This window comes from Methylobacterium haplocladii, from assembly GCF_007992175.1.
Lineage (GTDB): Bacteria > Pseudomonadota > Alphaproteobacteria > Rhizobiales > Beijerinckiaceae > Methylobacterium > Methylobacterium haplocladii.
The window spans coordinates 13065-29974 of record NZ_BJZT01000021.1 but is presented as its reverse complement, the minus strand read 5'-3'; the positions used below and the strand labels follow the sequence as shown (position 1 = coordinate 29974).

The following is a 16910-nucleotide window of genomic DNA, read 5'->3' as shown; positions in this document are numbered from 1 at the left end:
GACGAAACGGCCCGGGCGCCACCGCCTCGGGCCGTTTCGCGTTCGGGCAGGCGCGTTGAGCGGTCGATCGTCGCCATGCCCGGCTCGCTATGGCGTCCGCCGATCCGAGGCTCCTTCCTTGACAGCCGAGCACCCCGCCTGGGATCAGGCAGGCATTCCGTCCGGCCAGGAGCCCGCATGACCGATCCCAATCGCCGCGCCCTGCTCGCCGGAACCGCGGGCGCGCTGATCGGCGGAGGGCTGATCGTGGGGCCAAGCACTGCGCAGAACCTCGTCGAGGGCCCGGACAACTGGGCGACGATGAACCGGGCCGAGCGCGACGCCGCCTACAACAATTCCGCCGCCGTGCCCGAGGGCGCCGGCATGATCGACCGCTGGAATGCGGCGTCGGCCGAATTGCGGCGACAGCACAAGGACACCGTCGACCTCCCCTACGGCAAAGGGGAGAGGAACCGCTGGGACCTGTTCCCGGCGAAGAACCCCGGTGCGCCCTGCTTCGTCTTCATCCACGGCGGCTACTGGCAGTCGCGTTCCCGCGAGAGCTTCGCCTGCCTCACCGACGGCGTGCGCGAGGCGGGCATGGCGGCGGCGCTGCCCGGCTACACGCTGGCGCCGGATGCGACGCTGACCGAGATCGTGTCGGAGCTGATCGCGGCGCTCGACTGGCTCGGCCGCGAGGGACTGAAGCACGGCATCGCGGGGCCGGTGATCGTGTCGGGCTGGTCGGCCGGCGGGCATCTCGCGGCGCGGCTCCTTGCGCATCCGAGCGTGCGGGCCGGGCTCGCGATCTCCGGCGTCTTCGAGTTGGCGCCGCTACGCGACACCTACCTGAACGACAAGCTGAAGCTCACCGACGACGAGGTGGCGACGCTGTCGCCGCTACGCCTGCCGGCCGTCGAGAAGCCGCTGACGCTGGCCTACGGCACGGCCGAGCTGTCGCCGCTCGTGGAGAATTCCCGGGTACTCCACGCCTTCCGCGCCGCGCAGCACGCCCCCGGCGCGCTGATACCGGTGGCGAAAGCCAACCACTTCTCGGTGTTGGATGCGCTCAGGCCCCGCGACGGTCTCCTCGCGCGGGCAGCGATCGATCTCGCTTACGGATTGTGAAGGCCGGTCAGCGGCGCAGGACGCGCAGGGCGGCATCGTTCAGGTAGGCCATGCCGAACAGGGCGAGGCCGAGCGTGAGCGGGGCGGAGGTGAAGAGGGCCATCGGGCTTCCTTGTCGCTGGGGGACGGGCCTGAGGTTCAGGCGCGAGTATCCGGGCAGAGGACCTTGCCCGCAAGGGCGAGGCCGATGGTGAGGGCGGCGATCGCGATCATCGACATGCTCTGGTGCCTTCAGGTCGGGACGAGGCCGGCCGGGTGCGGGTGCACGCCGGCCGGAGCGCGCGGTTCAGTCGTCGTCCTTGTCGGCGGGCTTCTCCTTGGTGATGGCGCCGGTCTTCGCGTCGGCGTGGAACGCGATCAGCCCGCCGTCCTTCGTCGCCTTGCCCTCCCAGTGGCCGTCGTCGGCCTCGACTTCGCGGATGTCGGCATAGCCGGCCTGGGACAGCGCCTTGACCACCTGGTCGATCGGCATCCAGTCCTTGCCGGGCTGGTCGGCCAGTGCCGGGGCGGCAGCACCGAGGGTGAGGCCGAGGGCGACGAGGACTGCGGTAGAGGTCTTCATGGGGACGATCCTGGGTTCGTTGCGGATGCCCCCCTTTTTGCAGACGCCGAGCCCGCCGGCCTGACGCAGCCTGTCAGCGTTCCGTCAGCCGCCGTTTCGTAGTGTCGCGCGGATGTCCCGCCGCCACGCCATCGCCCTGCTGCTCGTCGCCCTCGCCGGCGGCGTCTCCCTGTCGGTGCAGGCCAAGGACGACCAGGAGCAGGCGCGCCAAGCTGTCGAGCGCGGCGAGATCCGCTCCCTGGACGAGATCCTCGCGGCCGCGCGAAAAGCCGTGCCCGGGGATGTCGTCGCCCTGGAGCTCAAGCGGAAGGACGAGCGCTGGCTCTATGAGATCAAGATCCTCACCGCCGAGGGCAAGCGCCGCGAAGTCAAGGTCGATGCGAGTTCGCTGGCGATCCTGGGCCAGGAGGATGACGATGACGACTGATTCCGATGGCCGTCCGCCTCGACCCTTCGTGCGATCGGCCGTCGGCAAGCGCGACTGCGCGCCGCCACGGTCGCACGTCGTCAGACTGCGAACCCTTGTCCTCGTGCGGCGGACCGTCATCGCGGCCCCAGCCTCGATGACCCCTCGAGAAAAGCACTTCCGATGCGCATCCTGATCGTCGAGGACGAGCCGCGCATCGCCGAGGACGTGCGGCAGGGCCTGGAGCGGGCCGGCTACGTCGCGGACGTGGTGGGCGATGGTGAGAAGGCCTGGTTCCAGGCGGAGGTCGAGAGCTACGACGCCATGGTGCTCGATCTCGGTCTGCCGCGCCTCGATGGTCTGAGCGTGCTGAAAAAGCTGCGCGCGACGGAAAGGCCGTTGCCGGTGCTGATCCTCACCGCCCGCGACGGTTGGCGCGAGCGGGTGGAGGGCATCGATGCGGGTGCCGACGATTACCTCGTCAAGCCGTTCCGGATGGAGGAGCTAGTGGCGCGGCTGCGCGCCATCCTGCGCCGCAGCGCCGGCCACGCCTCCCCCGTGCTCAAGGCGGGAACGGTCGAGCTCGACACGCGCACGCGCGAGGTCGGTGTCGCGGGGCGGCCGATGAGTCTGACGGCGCTCGAATACCGGCTGCTCGCCTTCCTGCTGCATCGGCAGGGACAGGTCGTGCCCCCGGGCGAACTCCTGGACCACCTCTACGATTCCGGCACGGAGCGCGAGGCCAACGCCATCGAGGCGCTGCTGACGCGTCTGCGGCGCAAACTCGGCGTGCCTCTGATCGAAACGCGCAGGGGCCACGGCTACATCATCCCGGCCGAGCCCGAGGCATCGTGATCCCGATGGTCGTGACCATCGGCAAGCGCGACCGCGCGCCGCCGCTCATGCGGTGGTCGCCTTCGGCCAATCATGGCCGAAGGCGCGCATGATGAGACTCCGCTCCCTCAGGCTCCGCCTCAGCGTCGCCGCGGCAGGGCTGATAGCCCTGGCGCTCGGGCTCGCCGGGGCCGGCCTCGTCGTGATCTTCGACCGCGTGCTCGACGCGCGCACCGCCGAGGATCTCGACCGCACGGCGAAGTTTCTGGCGGGGCAGGTCTCGCGCGCCCAGGACGGGCACCTGCACCTCGCCGCCGAGCCGGCCGATTCGCGCTTCGCCACGCCCTATGGCGGCCTCTACTGGCAGATCGCGCCCGATGGTCCGGACCGGGCGGGCGACCTGCACTCGCGCTCGCTCTGGGACAAGAGCCTCCCGGCCGCGACCTCCGATGCACGCGCCGTCGATCTCGCCGGACCGGAGGGCACGCGCCTGATCGCCGTCGCCCGCCGCGTCACCATCGGCCGCGAGGGGGCGCAGACGCCGTTGACGATCACCGTGGCGATGGATCGTCGCGACCTCGCGGCGAGCCGCACCACCTTCCTCGGCCTCATCGTCCCGGCCTTGGCCGGCCTCGGCCTCGTGCTGGCGCTCGCCATGCTGGTCTTCGTGCAGCGGGCTTTAAGGCCCTTCCGAACGCTGCGGACGGATCTGCGCGCCATCCACGACGGCTCCCGGACCACCCTGCCGAATACCTTTCCGGACGAGGTGCAGCCGCTGGTCGACGACCTCAACCGGCTGATCGGCGTGCAGGAGCGCGCCCTCCAGCGTGCCCGGACACAGGCAGGCGACATGGCCCACGGCCTCAAGACGCCGCTCGCGGTGCTGACGGCCCTCGCCCGCCGCAGCGCCGACGACCGGCCCGAGCTCTCGGCGGAGATCGAGGGCCAAGCCCTCGCCATGGGCCGGCAGGTCGAACGGGCGCTGGTGCGGGCCCGGGTCGCCGCGTCGGGCAACCTGCGACGCCGCGCCTGCCCGGTCGCTCCGGCGGTCGACCGCCTCGTCGCGACGCTGCGGCGGCTGCCGGACGCGGATTCGCTGTCCTGGGAGACGAGCGTCCCGGCCGTGCTGAGCTACCCCGGCGACGAGGGCGACCTCACCGAGATGCTGGGCAACCTATTGGACAATGCCCGCAAATGGGCCCACCGCCGCGTCGTCGTCACCGGTGAGATGCACGGCTCCGAGTCCATCCTCGTCATCGAAGACGACGGCCCCGGCATGACAGAAACGGCCATCGCCCGCGTCAGTCGCGGCCGCCGCTGGGACGAAACCAAGCCCGGCACCGGCTTCGGGCTCGCGATCTCGTCGGATATCGCCGAGGAGACCGGGGCGCGGGTAACGCTGGCGCGCTCGGAGCTCGGCGGCTTGCGGGTCACGCTGGACTGGCAATCGGCTTTACCAGCCGAAAGGCGGACCGCCGGACGCGAAGCTACTCCACATTAGGCTTCGCAGGGGCCGGCTTGCGGCGCTGCGCGCTTGGCTTGGGCGTCGGCTTCGGTTTGGGATCTGCCGATTCGGCCCCGCTCTCGGCTGCCACCTTGATCGAATTCGTCGGAGCAGGGCGGTGTTTGGCCCGGTCGTCACGGGTCGCAATCGCGGCCTTGAGCCTGGCATCGGACGGTCGCGACGGTGGCCGGGGTGCTCGCGCCATCGCCTGGGGAGCGGATGCCGGCTCCGCGACCGCGGACACGGCGACCGGCGGCTTCGCCTCCGGCTCCCGGGTTTCGGGAGCGGGGAGCACCGCAAAACTTTTCACCTCCGACGCAACGGGCTCGTTTTGAAGCGGCAGCGAAGCCGAGAGCGTTGAAGGCGCCTGCACGGCTGCCTGAGTTTCGCGCGGGCGGCCGACAGTGGTCGCTACGCCGGAATCATCCTTCGAGGCTTGCTGGCCGCAATTGCTGACGACGGCTTCACGCGTCTCGTTCCCGATCGTCGCGCCGACGATGCAAGTCGGCGGATGATAGACGAGCTCGAACTGAAACGATCGGGCATCGTCGGACGTGGTCTCGTACCGGCCGTCCAGGACGACGCGCTGGCGAGGCTCATTGGTTGTGCCGAGCACGAAAAGGCGGCCGGCCGTGATCGTGGCGATCGCGATTTCATCCGCAGCGACGGCGGCGGCGATCGAACTCCCGAAGCCAGCGATGGATGCGGTGATCATCACCGCCCAGGCGACGGCGGCCCCACGTCCCGAACGACCGAACCGAGTGAAGCGCACGGATCGAAGTCTCCTTCGATTGGGTTGACGACCACTGGGTGCAAATTTCGCGCCCCGGCCGGCTGCCGGACATTATATTCGTCCGGACGCCGCCACTCAATCGTCCATCTTGAGCGCGGCGATGAAGGCTTCCTGCGGGATCTCGACGCGGCCGAACTGGCGCATCTTCTTCTTGCCCTCCTTCTGCTTGTCCAGAAGCTTGCGCTTGCGGGAGATGTCGCCGCCGTAGCACTTGGCGGTGACGTCCTTGGAGAGGGCCTTGATGGTCTCGCGGGCGATGATCTTCCCCCCTAACGCCGCCTGGACCGGAATCTGGAACAGGTGGCGCGGGATCAGGTCCTTCAGCTTCTCGCACATGGCGCGGCCGCGATGCTCGGCGCGGCTGCGGTGGACCAGCATCGAGAGGGCGTCGACCGGCTCGGCGTTGACCAGGATCGACATCTTCACGAGGTCGCCCTCGCGGTAGTCGGAGATGTGGTAGTCGAACGAGGCGTAGCCCTTCGAGATCGACTTCAGGCGGTCGTAGAAATCGAACACGACCTCGTTGAGCGGCAGGTCGTAGACGACCATGGCGCGCTTGCCGACGTAGTTGAGGTCGACCTGTGCGCCACGCCGGTCCTGGCAGAGCTTCAGCACGCCGCCGAGATACTCGTCCGGCGTCAGGATCGAGGCGCGGATCCAGGGCTCGTTGATCGAGGCGATCTTCATCACATCCGGCATGTCGGCCGGGTTGTGCAGCTCCTTCGTCGATCCGTCGGTCATCGCGAGGCGATAGACCACGCTCGGCGCCGTCGAGATCAGGTCGAGGTTGAACTCGCGCTCGAGCCGCTCCTGAATGATCTCGAGGTGCAGCAGGCCGAGGAAGCCGCAGCGGAAGCCGAAGCCGAGGGCCGCGCTGGTCTCCATCTCGTAGGAGAAGCTGGCGTCATTCAGGCGCAGCTTGCTCATGGCGCCGCGCAGCGTCTCGAACTCGGCGGCGTCGACGGGGAAGAGCCCGCAGAAGACGACGGACTGGACGTCCTTGAAGCCCGGCAGCATCTGCTTGCACTGCCGCTTGTCTTCGGTGAGCGTGTCGCCGACGCGGGTGTCGGCGACCTCCTTGATCGAGCCGGTGAAGAAGCCGACCTCGCCCGGACCGAGCTCGCCGATATCCTGCATCTTGGGGCGGAACACGCCGATCTTGTCGACGCCGTGCACGGCGTCGGCCCGCATCATGCGGATGTTCATGCCCTTCTTGAGCACGCCGTCGACGATGCGCACGAGCACGACCACGCCGAGATAGACGTCGTACCAGCTGTCGACGAGCAGCGCCTTCAGTGGGGCATCGCGGTCGCCCCTGGGCGGCGGGAGGCGCGTGACGATCGCCTCCAGGACCGCCTCGATGTTGAGGCCGGTCTTGGCCGAGATCGGCACGGCGTTCGAGGCATCGAGGCCGATCACCTCCTCGATCTGCTCCTTGACCCGGTCCGGTTCAGCGGCAGGCAGGTCGACCTTGTTGAGGACGGGCACGATCTCGTGGTTGGCGTCGAGCGCCTGGTAGACGTTGGCGAGCGTCTGCGCCTCGACGCCCTGCGAGGCGTCGACCACCAGCAGGGACCCTTCACACGCGGCGAGGCTCCGAGACACTTCGTAGGCGAAGTCGACGTGGCCGGGCGTGTCCATCAGGTTGAGGATGTAGTCCTTGCCGTCCTCCGCCCGGTACTCGAGGCGCACCGTCTGCGCCTTGATGGTGATGCCGCGCTCCTTCTCGATGTCCATGGAATCGAGCAGCTGCTCGCTCATGTCGCGGAGCGCCACCGTGCCGGTGGTCTGGATCAGCCGGTCGGCGAGCGTCGACTTGCCATGGTCGATATGCGCGACGATGGAGAAGTTGCGGATGTTGTCGATGGGTACGGTGGTCATCATGGTCCCCGGCGCGAGGCGGCCCGTCCGAGGGGCTGGCGGCGCACGGCAGGTCTGAAGCGGGAAGTCTTTGCGCCGCGGGAGATAGCAGCGGCAGGCTCCAGCGCCAAGGCGGCACACGAACGCGTCACGAAGACGTCGCTCGCCTCACAGCAGCGCGACCTGGGGCCGGGCCTCGCTGCGATCGTTTCGCGCGAGTTCGTCGAACACGCGGCGGGCGAGATCGCGGGCGACGCGGGCGCGTGTCAGGGCGGCCTGTTCGGCCGGTCCGGGCGCGGCCTCGGCCAGGCGGTCATGCGCCGAAGCGAGGTCGAGGAAGCCGAGCCGGCGGGCCGCCACGGCGATCGTCTCGGCATCTGTCCGGGCGGCGCCGGGGCTCGTCGGGTCGGCACCGTGGACGGCCTCGACCAGCACCACGAACCCGCGCAAGGCGCTCTCCGCCGCCTCGGCCCCGAGGCTCGCGATCAGGCCGTCATAGGCGGCGCGGTCGAAGATCGTAGGCGCCTCGCCGCCGCTGTCGCGACGGGTCTCCATCACCAGCGAGGAGGCGAGCTGCGCCTCCACCGCCGCGCAGAGGCCCTTGCGGTCCACCGGTTTCGCGACATGACCGTTCATGCCGGCCTCAAGGAACCCCTTCACCTGATCGGGCAGCACGCCGGCGGTCATGGCCAGGATCGGGACACGCCGGGATGGATGCTGGAGTGCGCGGATGCGGCGCGTCGCCGTGAGCCCGTCCATCTCCGGCATCTGCACGTCCATCAGCACGAGATCGTAGCTGTGCTCCTGCACCGCAGCCACGGCGCGCGCACCATCGCACGCGGTATCGACCAGATGCCCGGCACGCTCCAGGAGCTTGCAGGCGATTTCCAGATTGATCGGATGATCCTCGACCACGAGCAGCCGGGCGGGCCGGCCGAGCACGGTTCCGGGGGCAGCGGGAACCGGAATGGGAGCCTCGGCGGCCGGGAACGGCAGCGTGAAGCGGTAGGTCGACGGCTCGTTGCCACCGGCCGTCGTCTCGAGCCGGCCGCCCATCAGCCCGATCATCCGCTGTGCGATGATCGGCCCGAGCCCCATCGCATCCGTCGCGACGGCACGGCCTCCGCTCGACGACAGGCTAAAGCCGATCCGGTCCTGCGTTCCGCGGCGCCTCTGGATCGAGATGGTGACGAGGCCGCCGCGGCGGCTCCTGAGCAGCACGTTCAGGAGGTTGAGCAGAATCTGGCGTAGTCTCCGCTCGTCGCCGAGCACGTGGGGCGGCAGGTCGGGGGCGATGGTCGCGCCGACGGCGACGCCCCGGCGGGCGGCCACGGGGCGCAGGAACGCGGCCACGCCCTCGATCGCGCCGGCGAGCCCGAAGGGCCGCGGATCGACATGCAGGTCGCCGCCCTCGATCCTGGCGAAGTCGATGATGTCCTCCACCGCCGTGAGCATCGTCGCGGTCGCATCGTCGACGAGGGCGATGTAGCGGCTCTGCTCCGCACTCAACGGAGCCGTGTCGGCGAGAAGTTCCGAGAAACCTTTGATGGTGGAGAGCGGCGTGCGGATCTCGTGGCTCATCACCGCGAGGAATTCCGATTTCGCCCGGTTGGCGTTCTCGGCCTTGGCCTGGGCGAGTTCGGCCACGTCGCGGGAGATGCGCAACTCCTCGGCATGGCCCTGGCGCTCGGTGACGTCGCGCAGCACGGAGATGACGTCGGGTTCGTCGGGACCGGCCGAGGCGATCCGGCTGGTCACACTCTCGATCCAGATCCAGGCCCCGTCGTGGCGGCGTGTGCGGAACAGGCACGTCACGCTCCGCTGGCCGGCGCCGAGCGCAGCGTCGATGCCTCTCACGGCGGCTACGTCCTCGGGGTGAATGTTGTCGCCGATGTCGAAGCTCTTGATCGCCTCGGGCTCGTAGCCGAACATCCGCGCGCTCGACGGCGAGACGGAGCTGAGGGCACCGCTGCCGTGCCGGCTCATCACGATGACGTCGCTGAGGTTCTCGGCCAGCACCCGGTGGTGCGCCCGGCTTGCCTCCAGGGCGCGACCGCGTTCCTCCACCAGTGCCTCGAGGGAGGCTTGCGCGGCAACGGCGGCGGCACGCTGCTCGATGAGGCTGCGCGAGGCCGTACCAAGCGCCGTGCCGATCACGTCGATCTCCCGGATCGAGCTGGCCGCGAGGCTGACGGGACTGCCCTGACCGACGGCTTCGGCGGCCGAGGCGAGGGCCCGCATCGCCGCCGAGACGCGGCGCACCGCCGGCAGGGCGATCAGGCCTCCGAGGGCAGCCAGCAACACCGCGAAGCCGGCGAGGAGCGCCAGCGATAGCCGTAGGGGCGCCTCCAGGGCCGCCGACTCCACGCCCGCCACGACTGTCCACGGCGCGTGCTTGGCATGATGCACGGTGGTCGTGCCGCCGCCGGCCCCCGGCTCGTCGGCGCCAGCAGCAGGGTCTCCCGGCGTTGCGGCGATGACCCGACCGTCGGTATCGAGAATGGCCGCGGAATAGGGTTTGCCGATGCCTTCCTGCTCGATCAGGGTCTCGAAATGCTCGACCCGGACGACGACCGAGACGATTTTCGTCACCACGCCGGCGCGGATCACCGGCGCATGGACCCCGACGATCCGGCGGCCAGTGAGACCACTGACCATGAGGCCGGACACGTATGGTTGCCGGGAAGCGGTCACGGCCGCCACGATCGCGGGTCTCGGGATGGTCGGCAGCGTCCGACCGGGCTCGGCACGGGTATGGACCCTGTGACGTCCGTCGAGATCCGCCAGCACGACTGTGGCGGTGTCGACGTCGATCACCGCCCGCGCCTGGGCGTCGAAGGCGGCATCGTCGCCGGCATCGATCGCGGGCGAGGTCGCGAGCGTCCGGGCGATCGCCGTCATCTCGGCGAGTTCGCGGTCGACGCGTTCGCGCAGGTGGTCGCCGGTCAGCCGCCCGACCGTGGTGAGGCGCGCATGCTCGCTTTGCCCGTAGCAGAACGCCGCGACGGCCGTGAAGATCGCCAGCGGGATGGCGAGCGCGAATGCGAGCCGAGCGAACAAGCCGACGAGTGAATGCGTGCGACCGGCGCCGATCATCCCGAAAGTCCGCTGCCCCATCCGCTCCGATACGGTCCAGAGCTAGACCAACAGTGGTTGCCAGAGGATTGACCGGATCGGCCTCGCGCGAGCTTTTCCCGCTATCGTCAAACGCTTGCCGCCGGATCCGGTGCGCCCCCGCCGCCGGCTCGTGCGGCATGGGCCATCGTGACGAGGCTCTTGCGCAGACCGCCCATGTCGGCGACCGGACTCGGATAGAGGACGCGCGTGGTGCGGTCGCCGGCCAGGAGGTCCATGCCCTCCGGGTCGAGGCCACTGAGCCGCCAGCCGCTCCCCTCCCCTCCGGCTCCCTTCGCGTAGAGTTCCAGCGCGTCGGCATGGTCGAGGTTCATGTGCTCGACGGCGCCGCGTTCGCCCGCGACGATCGCTTCGGCCTGCGACAGGTCGAGCAGCAGGTCCGACGGCGTCAGCGTGGCGGCCTTGGCGAAACCGCCGTTGAGATGACCGGCGATCGGCTCCAGCGCGAAGAAGCCGAAATCGGGGAAGTCGGCATAGAGCTTCGCCTTCGGATGACGGGCGAGGAACCGCTCGCGCACCCGCGGCTCCTCGGTCCGGATCGCGCGGCCGGTGACGGTGATGCGCGGATGGGCGAGCGGGTCGCCCTTGCCGCCGGCCGAGAACAAGAGCGAGGCTCGGGGATCGGCCATCAGGTTGCGGGTATGCGCCGAGAGCCGCGAGAGCAGCATCAGCGGCGTGCCGTCGACATCGGTGGCGATGGTGACGAGGGAGGCGAACGGGATGCCGTCCCCCGGATCGAGGGTCGCGAGGGCGCCCGAGCGGATGGTGCGCAGCAGGTGCCGGCCGAGGCCGATCGCATCGAAGCCGGCCTCGGCGGCGGGCATCGGCCGGGCTTGCACTCGCGGCGGGGAAGCGCCAACCGGCTCAGCGACTTGGTTCGACGGCCCGTTCTCCGACATCGATGTCCCTCCTGCCCGGCGCGGCGCCGGATTGGGAAGTGAGCATAGCGCGGTTGGATGGCGCGGCACGAGGGCGGGACGCCGCGGCGGCATTCCGATATGGCCAAGCTATGACGGGCGCTCGCTTTTTCCCGGCGATGGTCGTAAAGGACCTGACTCTGTTGCGCGATCTGAACCCGCCCCCGAAGCGGGCCGCTATCGCGCCATGGCCAGCCTGTTCAACAGGACCGGCGCCGGGGCGGCTCTCTCTTTACGATCGACCGCCGACACGCCGACTAGTCAGGGAAAGCGCATGCCGACCATCGCCCTCGTCGACGACGACCGGAACATCCTGACTTCGGTCTCGATCGCCCTCGAGACCGAAGGCTACCGTATCCAGACCTACACCGACGGCGCCTCGGCGCTGGACGGGCTGAAGCACTCGCCCCCCGATCTCGCGATCTTCGACATCAAGATGCCGCGCATGGACGGGATGGAGCTTCTCAGGCGCCTGCGGCAGAAATCCGACCTTCCGGTGATCTTCCTGACCTCGAAGGACGAGGAGATCGACGAGCTGTTCGGCCTCAAGATGGGCGCCGACGACTTCATCCATAAGCCGTTCTCGCAGCGGCTTCTGGTCGAGCGGGTCAAGGCGGTGCTGCGCCGCTTCGCCCCGAAGGACCCGGCCAACGCCGCCAAGAACGAGGCCGACGCCGCCGCACGCTCCCTGGAACGCGGCCTGCTGATGATGGACCCCGAGCGCCACACCTGCACCTGGAAGGGCGAGCCGGTGACGCTCACCGTCACCGAGTTCCTGATCCTGCAGTCGCTCGCCCAGCGTCCCGGCGTCGTGAAGAGCCGCAACGCCCTGATGGATGCGGCCTATGACGATCAGGTCTATGTCGACGACCGCACCATCGACAGCCACATCAAGCGCCTGCGCAAGAAGTTCAAAGTGACCGACACCAATTTCGAGATGATCGAAACCCTGTACGGAGTCGGCTACCGCTTCAAGGAATCGTGAGAAGTCTTTTCAGGACGAACCGCCTCAGCGCGATGCTCGCCCCCTTCTTCCGCAATCCGATCTCCGACGAGCCGGGTTCGCCCCGGACCGGCTTTGCGGCCAAGCTCGCGATGCTGTTCCGGCAACCGCCGCTGAACTGGCTGAGCGACCTCTGGAACGGGATCGGCCAGCGGGCCTCGTCGAGCCTGACGCGGCGCATCGTCGTGCTGAACCTCGTCGGGCTCATCGTCCTGCTGTTCGGCTTCCTCTACCTGAACCAGTTCCGGCAGGGGCTGATCCAGGCACGGGTGCAGAGTCTCCTCGTGCAGGGCGAGATCATCGCCGGCGCGATCGCGGCGCAGGCCTCCGTCGGCAGCGACGCGATCCAGGTCGATCCCGACCGCCTGCTGCAGTTGCAGGCCGGCGAGGGCAAGGACGGCGACGACGACCCCTCGACGCTGAGCTTCTCGCTGAACCCCGAAAAGGTCGCACCGCTGCTGCGGCGCCTCGTGACGCCCACCGGCCACCGCGCCAGGGTCTACGACCAGGAAGGCGGGCTGCTGTTCGACACCCGCTCCCTCTCGGCCCGCGGTGACGGAGCGCGGCCCGAACCGCTGCCGCGCCGGAAGCGCAACTTTCTCGAACAGGCCTGGGACTTCGTGCAGATCCGTGTCCTCGGTCTCATGCTGGGCGATCGCACGGGTGCCGACGAGGTCGGCCCGCAGAACGGCAAGAGCCTGAAGGAGGTCGAGGCGGCCCTGTCGGGCTCACGCGGCACCATCGTGCGCCGCAACGCCTCCGGCGAGACCGTGGTCTCGGTGGCCGTGCCGATCCAGCGCACCGGCGGCGTGCGGGGCGCCCTGATGGTCTCGACCCAGGGCGACGACATCGACCGCGTCATCGCCTCCGAACGCTTCGGCCTGCTGCAGGTGTTTCTCGTCGCCGCGGCGGTGATGCTGGTGCTCTCGATCCTGCTCGCCGGCGCCATCGCCGGACCGGTACGGCGCCTTGCCGATGCGGCCGAGAAGGTGCGCATGGGCATCAAGTCGCGCCAGGAGATCCCGGACTTCACCAGCCGCACCGACGAGATCGGCCATCTCTCGGGTACGCTGCGCGAGATGACCCAGGCGCTCTACCGCCGCATCGACGCGATCGAGAGCTTTGCCGCCGACGTCAGCCACGAGCTGAAGAACCCGCTGACCTCCCTGCGTAGCGCGGTCGAGACCCTGCCGCTGGCCAGGACGGAGGAATCGCGCGGCCGCCTGCTGGAGATCATCCAGCACGACGTGAAGCGCCTGGACCGCCTGATCAGCGACATCTCCGACGCCTCGCGCCTCGACGCCGAACTCGGCCGCGCCGAGGCGCGCCGGGTCGACCTCAAGAAGCTCCTCACCACCGTGGTCTCGGTGGCGAACGAGCGCCGCCGCGCCAACGCGGCGATCATCAAGTTCGACATGGAATCGCCGCCGGGCGAGCTCGAGGATCCGTTCCGCATCGTCGGCCACGACAGCCGGCTGGGTCAGGTGGTGAACAACCTGCTCGACAACGCCCGCTCGTTCTCGCCGCCCGGCGCGAAGGTGCGGCTGGCGCTGCGGCGCTCGGCCAAGGAAATCGAGTTCATTGTCGAGGACGAAGGGCCGGGCATCCCCGAGCACGCCCTGGAGCGGATCTTCGAGCGCTTCTACACCGATCGTCCCGAGCAGGGTTTCGGCCAGAATTCCGGCCTCGGCCTTTCGATCTCGCGCCAGATCATCCAGGCCCATCGCGGCAGCATCCGCGCCGAGAATCGGCCCGGCCCGGCCGACGAGGACGGTGAGCCGACGATCCGCGGGGCGCGATTCATCGTGCGCCTGCCACCGGCCACGCGCGCCGACCTGTTCGGTCCGGACGAGAAGGCGGCGTGAGCGTGGCCGGTGACGAGACCGGCTGGCATGCGACCTGCCTTGTGCTCGGAGAGGCAGGCGTCCTGATCCGAGGCCCAGCCGGGGCCGGTAAATCCACGCTCTGCCTCGAACTCCTGGATCACGCCGATGGGGCCGCCGCGCATGCGCGACTCGTCGGCGACGACCGGGTCCTCCTGGCAGCGCGTCATGGCCGGATCGTCGCACGGGGCCATCCGGCGGTGGCCGGTCTCATCGAGATTCGGGGCGTCGGCATTCGACGGCTCGTGAACGTCGCTCACGCCGCCGTGATTCGCCTCGTCGTCGACCTCGTCGCGGATGCCCCTCGCCTTCCTGCCCAGCCACCAGATCCGGTGCTGATTCTCGGCGTCGCACTCCCCCGCCTCCGCCTTGAACCGCATCGACCTCACGCATACGTGATTCGACAGGCACTCGCTGCAATGCAGCAAGACGGGATCGTGTCTTCGCGGACGCACTCCGCCGCCCTGTTGGCGGCAGAACCCTGCGACGTGTAGCGCCCGCATCGCCATCATGTCATGTTGGTGGCGTGAGAATGAGCAAAGCGTCGCGAATGTCTTGCGCTATACCTCGCGTTGCACAACTTGGCGGCCCCGCTCTGACGGCGTCGGAAAGCGCTTCCATGATCGGCATGGTGCTCGTCACCCACGGCCTGCTGGCGACCGAGTTCAAGGCCGCTCTGGAGCACGTCGTCGGTCCTCAGGAGCAGATCGAGACCATCACGATCGGTCCCGAGGACGACATGGAGCTCCGTCGCCGCGACATCATGTCTGCCGTTGGCCGCGTGAACACCGGATCGGGCGTCGTCGTACTGACCGACATGTTCGGCGGCACGCCCTCCAACCTCGCGCTGTCCTGTATGAACGGTGGCCAGGTCGAGGTGGTCGCCGGAATCAACCTGCCAATGCTGATCAAGCTCGCGAGCGTGCGCGACGAGGAGAGCCTCGGCGACGCGGTGCTCCATGCCCAGGAAGCGGGCCGAAAGTACATCAACGTCGCCTCCCGCGTGCTCGCCGGCAAATAATCGCACCACGCGAGAGCCGCAGCAGACGCGGTTTCGCCGAAAGTCCAACCGTTCCCGTCGGTCGCCGTTCAGCTTGACCGCCCTATCTGCGGTCGCGCCGTCCCGATCGAATGGGGCTGGCTGAGACGATGCCGGTCAGCGGCACGACCGTATCCAGGGACGACGCCGCGCCGATGAGCGAGAGTTTCGAGACTGACGACGCCGCGCCGGAGGTCCCCGAGGGCGGCCTGTTGCGCACGCTGCCGATCATCAACCGGCGCGGCCTCCATGCGCGGGCCTCCGCGAAGTTCGTGCAGACGGTCGAACGCTTCTCGGCCATCGTCACCGTGACGCGGGCCGGCGAGACCGTCGGCGGCCGTTCGATCATGGGTCTGCTGACGCTCGGCGCCGCGCAGGGCACCGCGATCTTCGTCACGGCGGTCGGCGAGGATGCGGAGGCGGCGCTCGACGCGATCGGCGAGCTGCTCGCCAACCGTTTCGGAGAAGACGAGTAGGCGTCCCGATCGCTTTCCGGACGTTCAGCGATCGAAACCGGGGGAATAGCGGCACTGTGCCCGTGGCGATGACTTGGCCCGGTCCTAGATAGACCGCCATGACCGCGGTTGCTGGCGCGGCCCTCCACTCGGAAAGCCACGGACTCGGGAGCCCCCATGCCGAAGCAGGACCGCCATCAGCCACGGCCGCCGGACCTGCTCTCACCCTGGAAGACGGAGACGCGCGTGCGTCTGCAGAAAGAGGCCCGCGCCTTCGCCCGCGACGTGGTCATGCCGATCGCCGACGAACTCGACCCGCAGAAGGGCGAGATGCCGCGCTCGCTCATCGACGCCATGGCGGAGAAGGGCTGGTTCGGCATCACCATCCCCACCGAGTACGGCGGCATGGGTCTCGGCGTGTTCGAATATTGCCTGATCTCGGAGGAGCTCTCCCGCGCCTGGCTGTCCGTCGGCTCGATCCTGGCGCGTGGCCAGGGCCTCGGCACGCAGACCCTCGACGACGACCGCAAGCGCGAATTGCTGCGAAAGTCCGCGCGCGGCGAATGGATCGGCAGCATCTCGCTCTCGGAGCCCACCGCCGGCTCGGATCTCGCCGGGGTACGGACCCGCGCCGTGCGCGAAGGCGACGATTGGGTGCTCACCGGCACCAAGCGCTGGGCCGGCTTCGCCAAGGCCGCCGACTTCATCGAGGTTCTGGCCCGCACCCGCGACCCGCGGGAGGGCGAGCCGCGATCGGCGGGGCTGGAGCCGTTCCTGGTCATCAAGAAGCCGGGCACCTTTCCCGAAGGCGTCACCGGCAAGGTGATCGACAAGATCGGCTACCACGGCTTCCTCACCTTCGAGCTCGAGCTCGACGGGGTACGCGTGCCCGAGAGCGACCGGCTCACCGGCCTTTACGGCGACGAGGGTGCCGATGCGGATTCCGGCGGATTCGCCTCGGTCCAGCGCGGCCTCAACATCGCCCGGGTCCATACCGCCGCACGGGCGGTGGCCGTAGCGCGCGCCGCCGTCGAGGACACGCAGGCCTACCTGCAGGAGCGCGAGCAGTTCGGACACCCGATCGGCGAGTTTCAGGCCCTACGCTTCGCGCTGGCCGACATGGCGGCGGAAGTCGCACAGGCCCGCGCCTTCTGGCAGCAGGCTGCACATCTCTTGGATGAGGGCGAGCCGGCGGAGAGCGGCTGCGCCATGGTGAAGCTGCTCGCCACCGAGATGGCAGTGAAGGTCACCAACCAGGCCATGCAGCTGCACGGCGGCAACGGCTACACTACGGAGCGGCGCGTCGAGCGCTATTGGCGCGACGCGCGGCTGACGACGATCTTCGAAGGCACCAGCGAGATCCAGCGCCGCATCATCAGCGACCGGATGCTACCGAAGGCGTGAGCGCGGCG

General features: G+C 69.0%; 15 protein-coding genes. 10 read left to right on the top strand and 5 right to left on the bottom strand.

What is annotated here, in order from left to right; genetic code table 11:
• Positions 1-177: 177 nt before the first annotated feature.
• Complete coding sequence (locus tag MHA02_RS10540; protein ID WP_147078599.1) at positions 178-1107, top strand: alpha/beta hydrolase; 930 nt, start codon at positions 178-180, stop codon at positions 1105-1107.
• Between the two features lie 286 nt (positions 1108-1393).
• On the opposite strand, the gene MHA02_RS10535 is transcribed toward MHA02_RS10540, so the two are convergent.
• Positions 1394-1669, bottom strand: coding sequence for a PepSY domain-containing protein (locus tag MHA02_RS10535; RefSeq protein ID WP_147078598.1), 276 nt, complete (start codon positions 1667-1669; stop codon positions 1394-1396).
• A 112-nt stretch (positions 1670-1781) separates the two neighbouring features.
• On the opposite strand from MHA02_RS10535, the gene MHA02_RS10530 reads away from it, so the two are divergent.
• The 3 genes from MHA02_RS10530 to MHA02_RS10520 all read left to right on the top strand — a co-directional run bounded on the left by MHA02_RS10530 (position 1782) and on the right by MHA02_RS10520 (position 4410).
• Positions 1782-2096 (top strand): PepSY domain-containing protein, encoded by a 315-nt coding sequence (locus MHA02_RS10530; protein WP_147078597.1) that lies wholly within the window; start codon positions 1782-1784, stop codon positions 2094-2096.
• Positions 2097-2258: 162 nt separating this feature from the next.
• Entirely contained in the window at positions 2259-2930 is a 672-nt protein-coding gene (locus MHA02_RS10525; RefSeq protein WP_147078596.1) for a response regulator transcription factor, read from the top strand.
• Between the two features lie 91 nt (positions 2931-3021).
• Positions 3022-4410, top strand: a complete 1389-nt coding sequence (locus MHA02_RS10520) for an ATP-binding protein (protein ID WP_147078613.1) — start codon at positions 3022-3024, stop codon at positions 4408-4410.
• Here MHA02_RS10520 and MHA02_RS10515 read toward each other — a convergent pair.
• The 4 genes from MHA02_RS10515 to MHA02_RS10500 all read right to left on the bottom strand — a co-directional run bounded on the left by MHA02_RS10515 (position 4397) and on the right by MHA02_RS10500 (position 11025).
• Entirely contained in the window at positions 4397-5131 is a 735-nt protein-coding gene (locus tag MHA02_RS10515; protein WP_210245062.1) for a hypothetical protein, read from the bottom strand. The two genes, MHA02_RS10520 and MHA02_RS10515, sit on opposite strands and share 14 nt — an antisense overlap.
• A 150-nt stretch (positions 5132-5281) precedes the next feature.
• A complete protein-coding gene (gene lepA / locus MHA02_RS10510; RefSeq protein ID WP_147078594.1) occupies positions 5282-7087 on the bottom strand; it encodes a translation elongation factor 4 in 1806 nt (601 codons plus the stop codon).
• Between the two features lie 147 nt (positions 7088-7234).
• Positions 7235-10162 (bottom strand): response regulator, encoded by a 2928-nt coding sequence (locus MHA02_RS10505; protein ID WP_170249166.1) that lies wholly within the window; start codon positions 10160-10162, stop codon positions 7235-7237.
• Between the two features lie 107 nt (positions 10163-10269).
• On the bottom strand, positions 10270-11025 hold the full coding sequence (locus MHA02_RS10500; protein WP_238180363.1) for a HugZ family pyridoxamine 5'-phosphate oxidase: 756 nt from the start codon (positions 11023-11025) through the stop codon (positions 10270-10272).
• 367 nt (positions 11026-11392) lie between these two features.
• On the opposite strand from MHA02_RS10500, the gene MHA02_RS10495 reads away from it, so the two are divergent.
• The 6 genes from MHA02_RS10495 (at position 11393) to MHA02_RS10470 (ending at position 16902) form a co-directional block, all read left to right on the top strand.
• Positions 11393-12103: a response regulator transcription factor gene (locus tag MHA02_RS10495; protein ID WP_147078591.1), complete on the top strand. Its 711-nt coding sequence runs from the start codon at positions 11393-11395 to the stop codon at positions 12101-12103.
• A gap of 32 nt (positions 12104-12135) precedes the next feature.
• Complete coding sequence (locus MHA02_RS10490) at positions 12136-13986, top strand: sensor histidine kinase (protein ID WP_147078590.1); 1851 nt, start codon at positions 12136-12138, stop codon at positions 13984-13986.
• A complete protein-coding gene (locus MHA02_RS10485; protein WP_147078589.1) occupies positions 13983-14498 on the top strand; it encodes an HPr kinase/phosphorylase in 516 nt (171 codons plus the stop codon). Before MHA02_RS10490 ends, MHA02_RS10485 begins: the two co-directional genes overlap by 4 nt.
• Positions 14499-14623: 125 nt before the next feature.
• The gene (locus MHA02_RS10480; protein WP_147078588.1) at positions 14624-15025 is read left to right on the top strand and encodes a PTS sugar transporter subunit IIA; all 402 of its coding nucleotides are present in this window, start codon (positions 14624-14626) and stop codon (positions 15023-15025) included.
• A 173-nt stretch (positions 15026-15198) separates the two neighbouring features.
• Positions 15199-15519, top strand: a complete 321-nt coding sequence (locus MHA02_RS10475; RefSeq protein ID WP_147078587.1) for an HPr family phosphocarrier protein — start codon at positions 15199-15201, stop codon at positions 15517-15519.
• A gap of 156 nt (positions 15520-15675) precedes the next feature.
• Positions 15676-16902, top strand: a complete 1227-nt coding sequence (locus MHA02_RS10470) for an acyl-CoA dehydrogenase family protein (protein ID WP_147078586.1) — start codon at positions 15676-15678, stop codon at positions 16900-16902.
• Positions 16903-16910 lie beyond the last annotated feature (8 nt).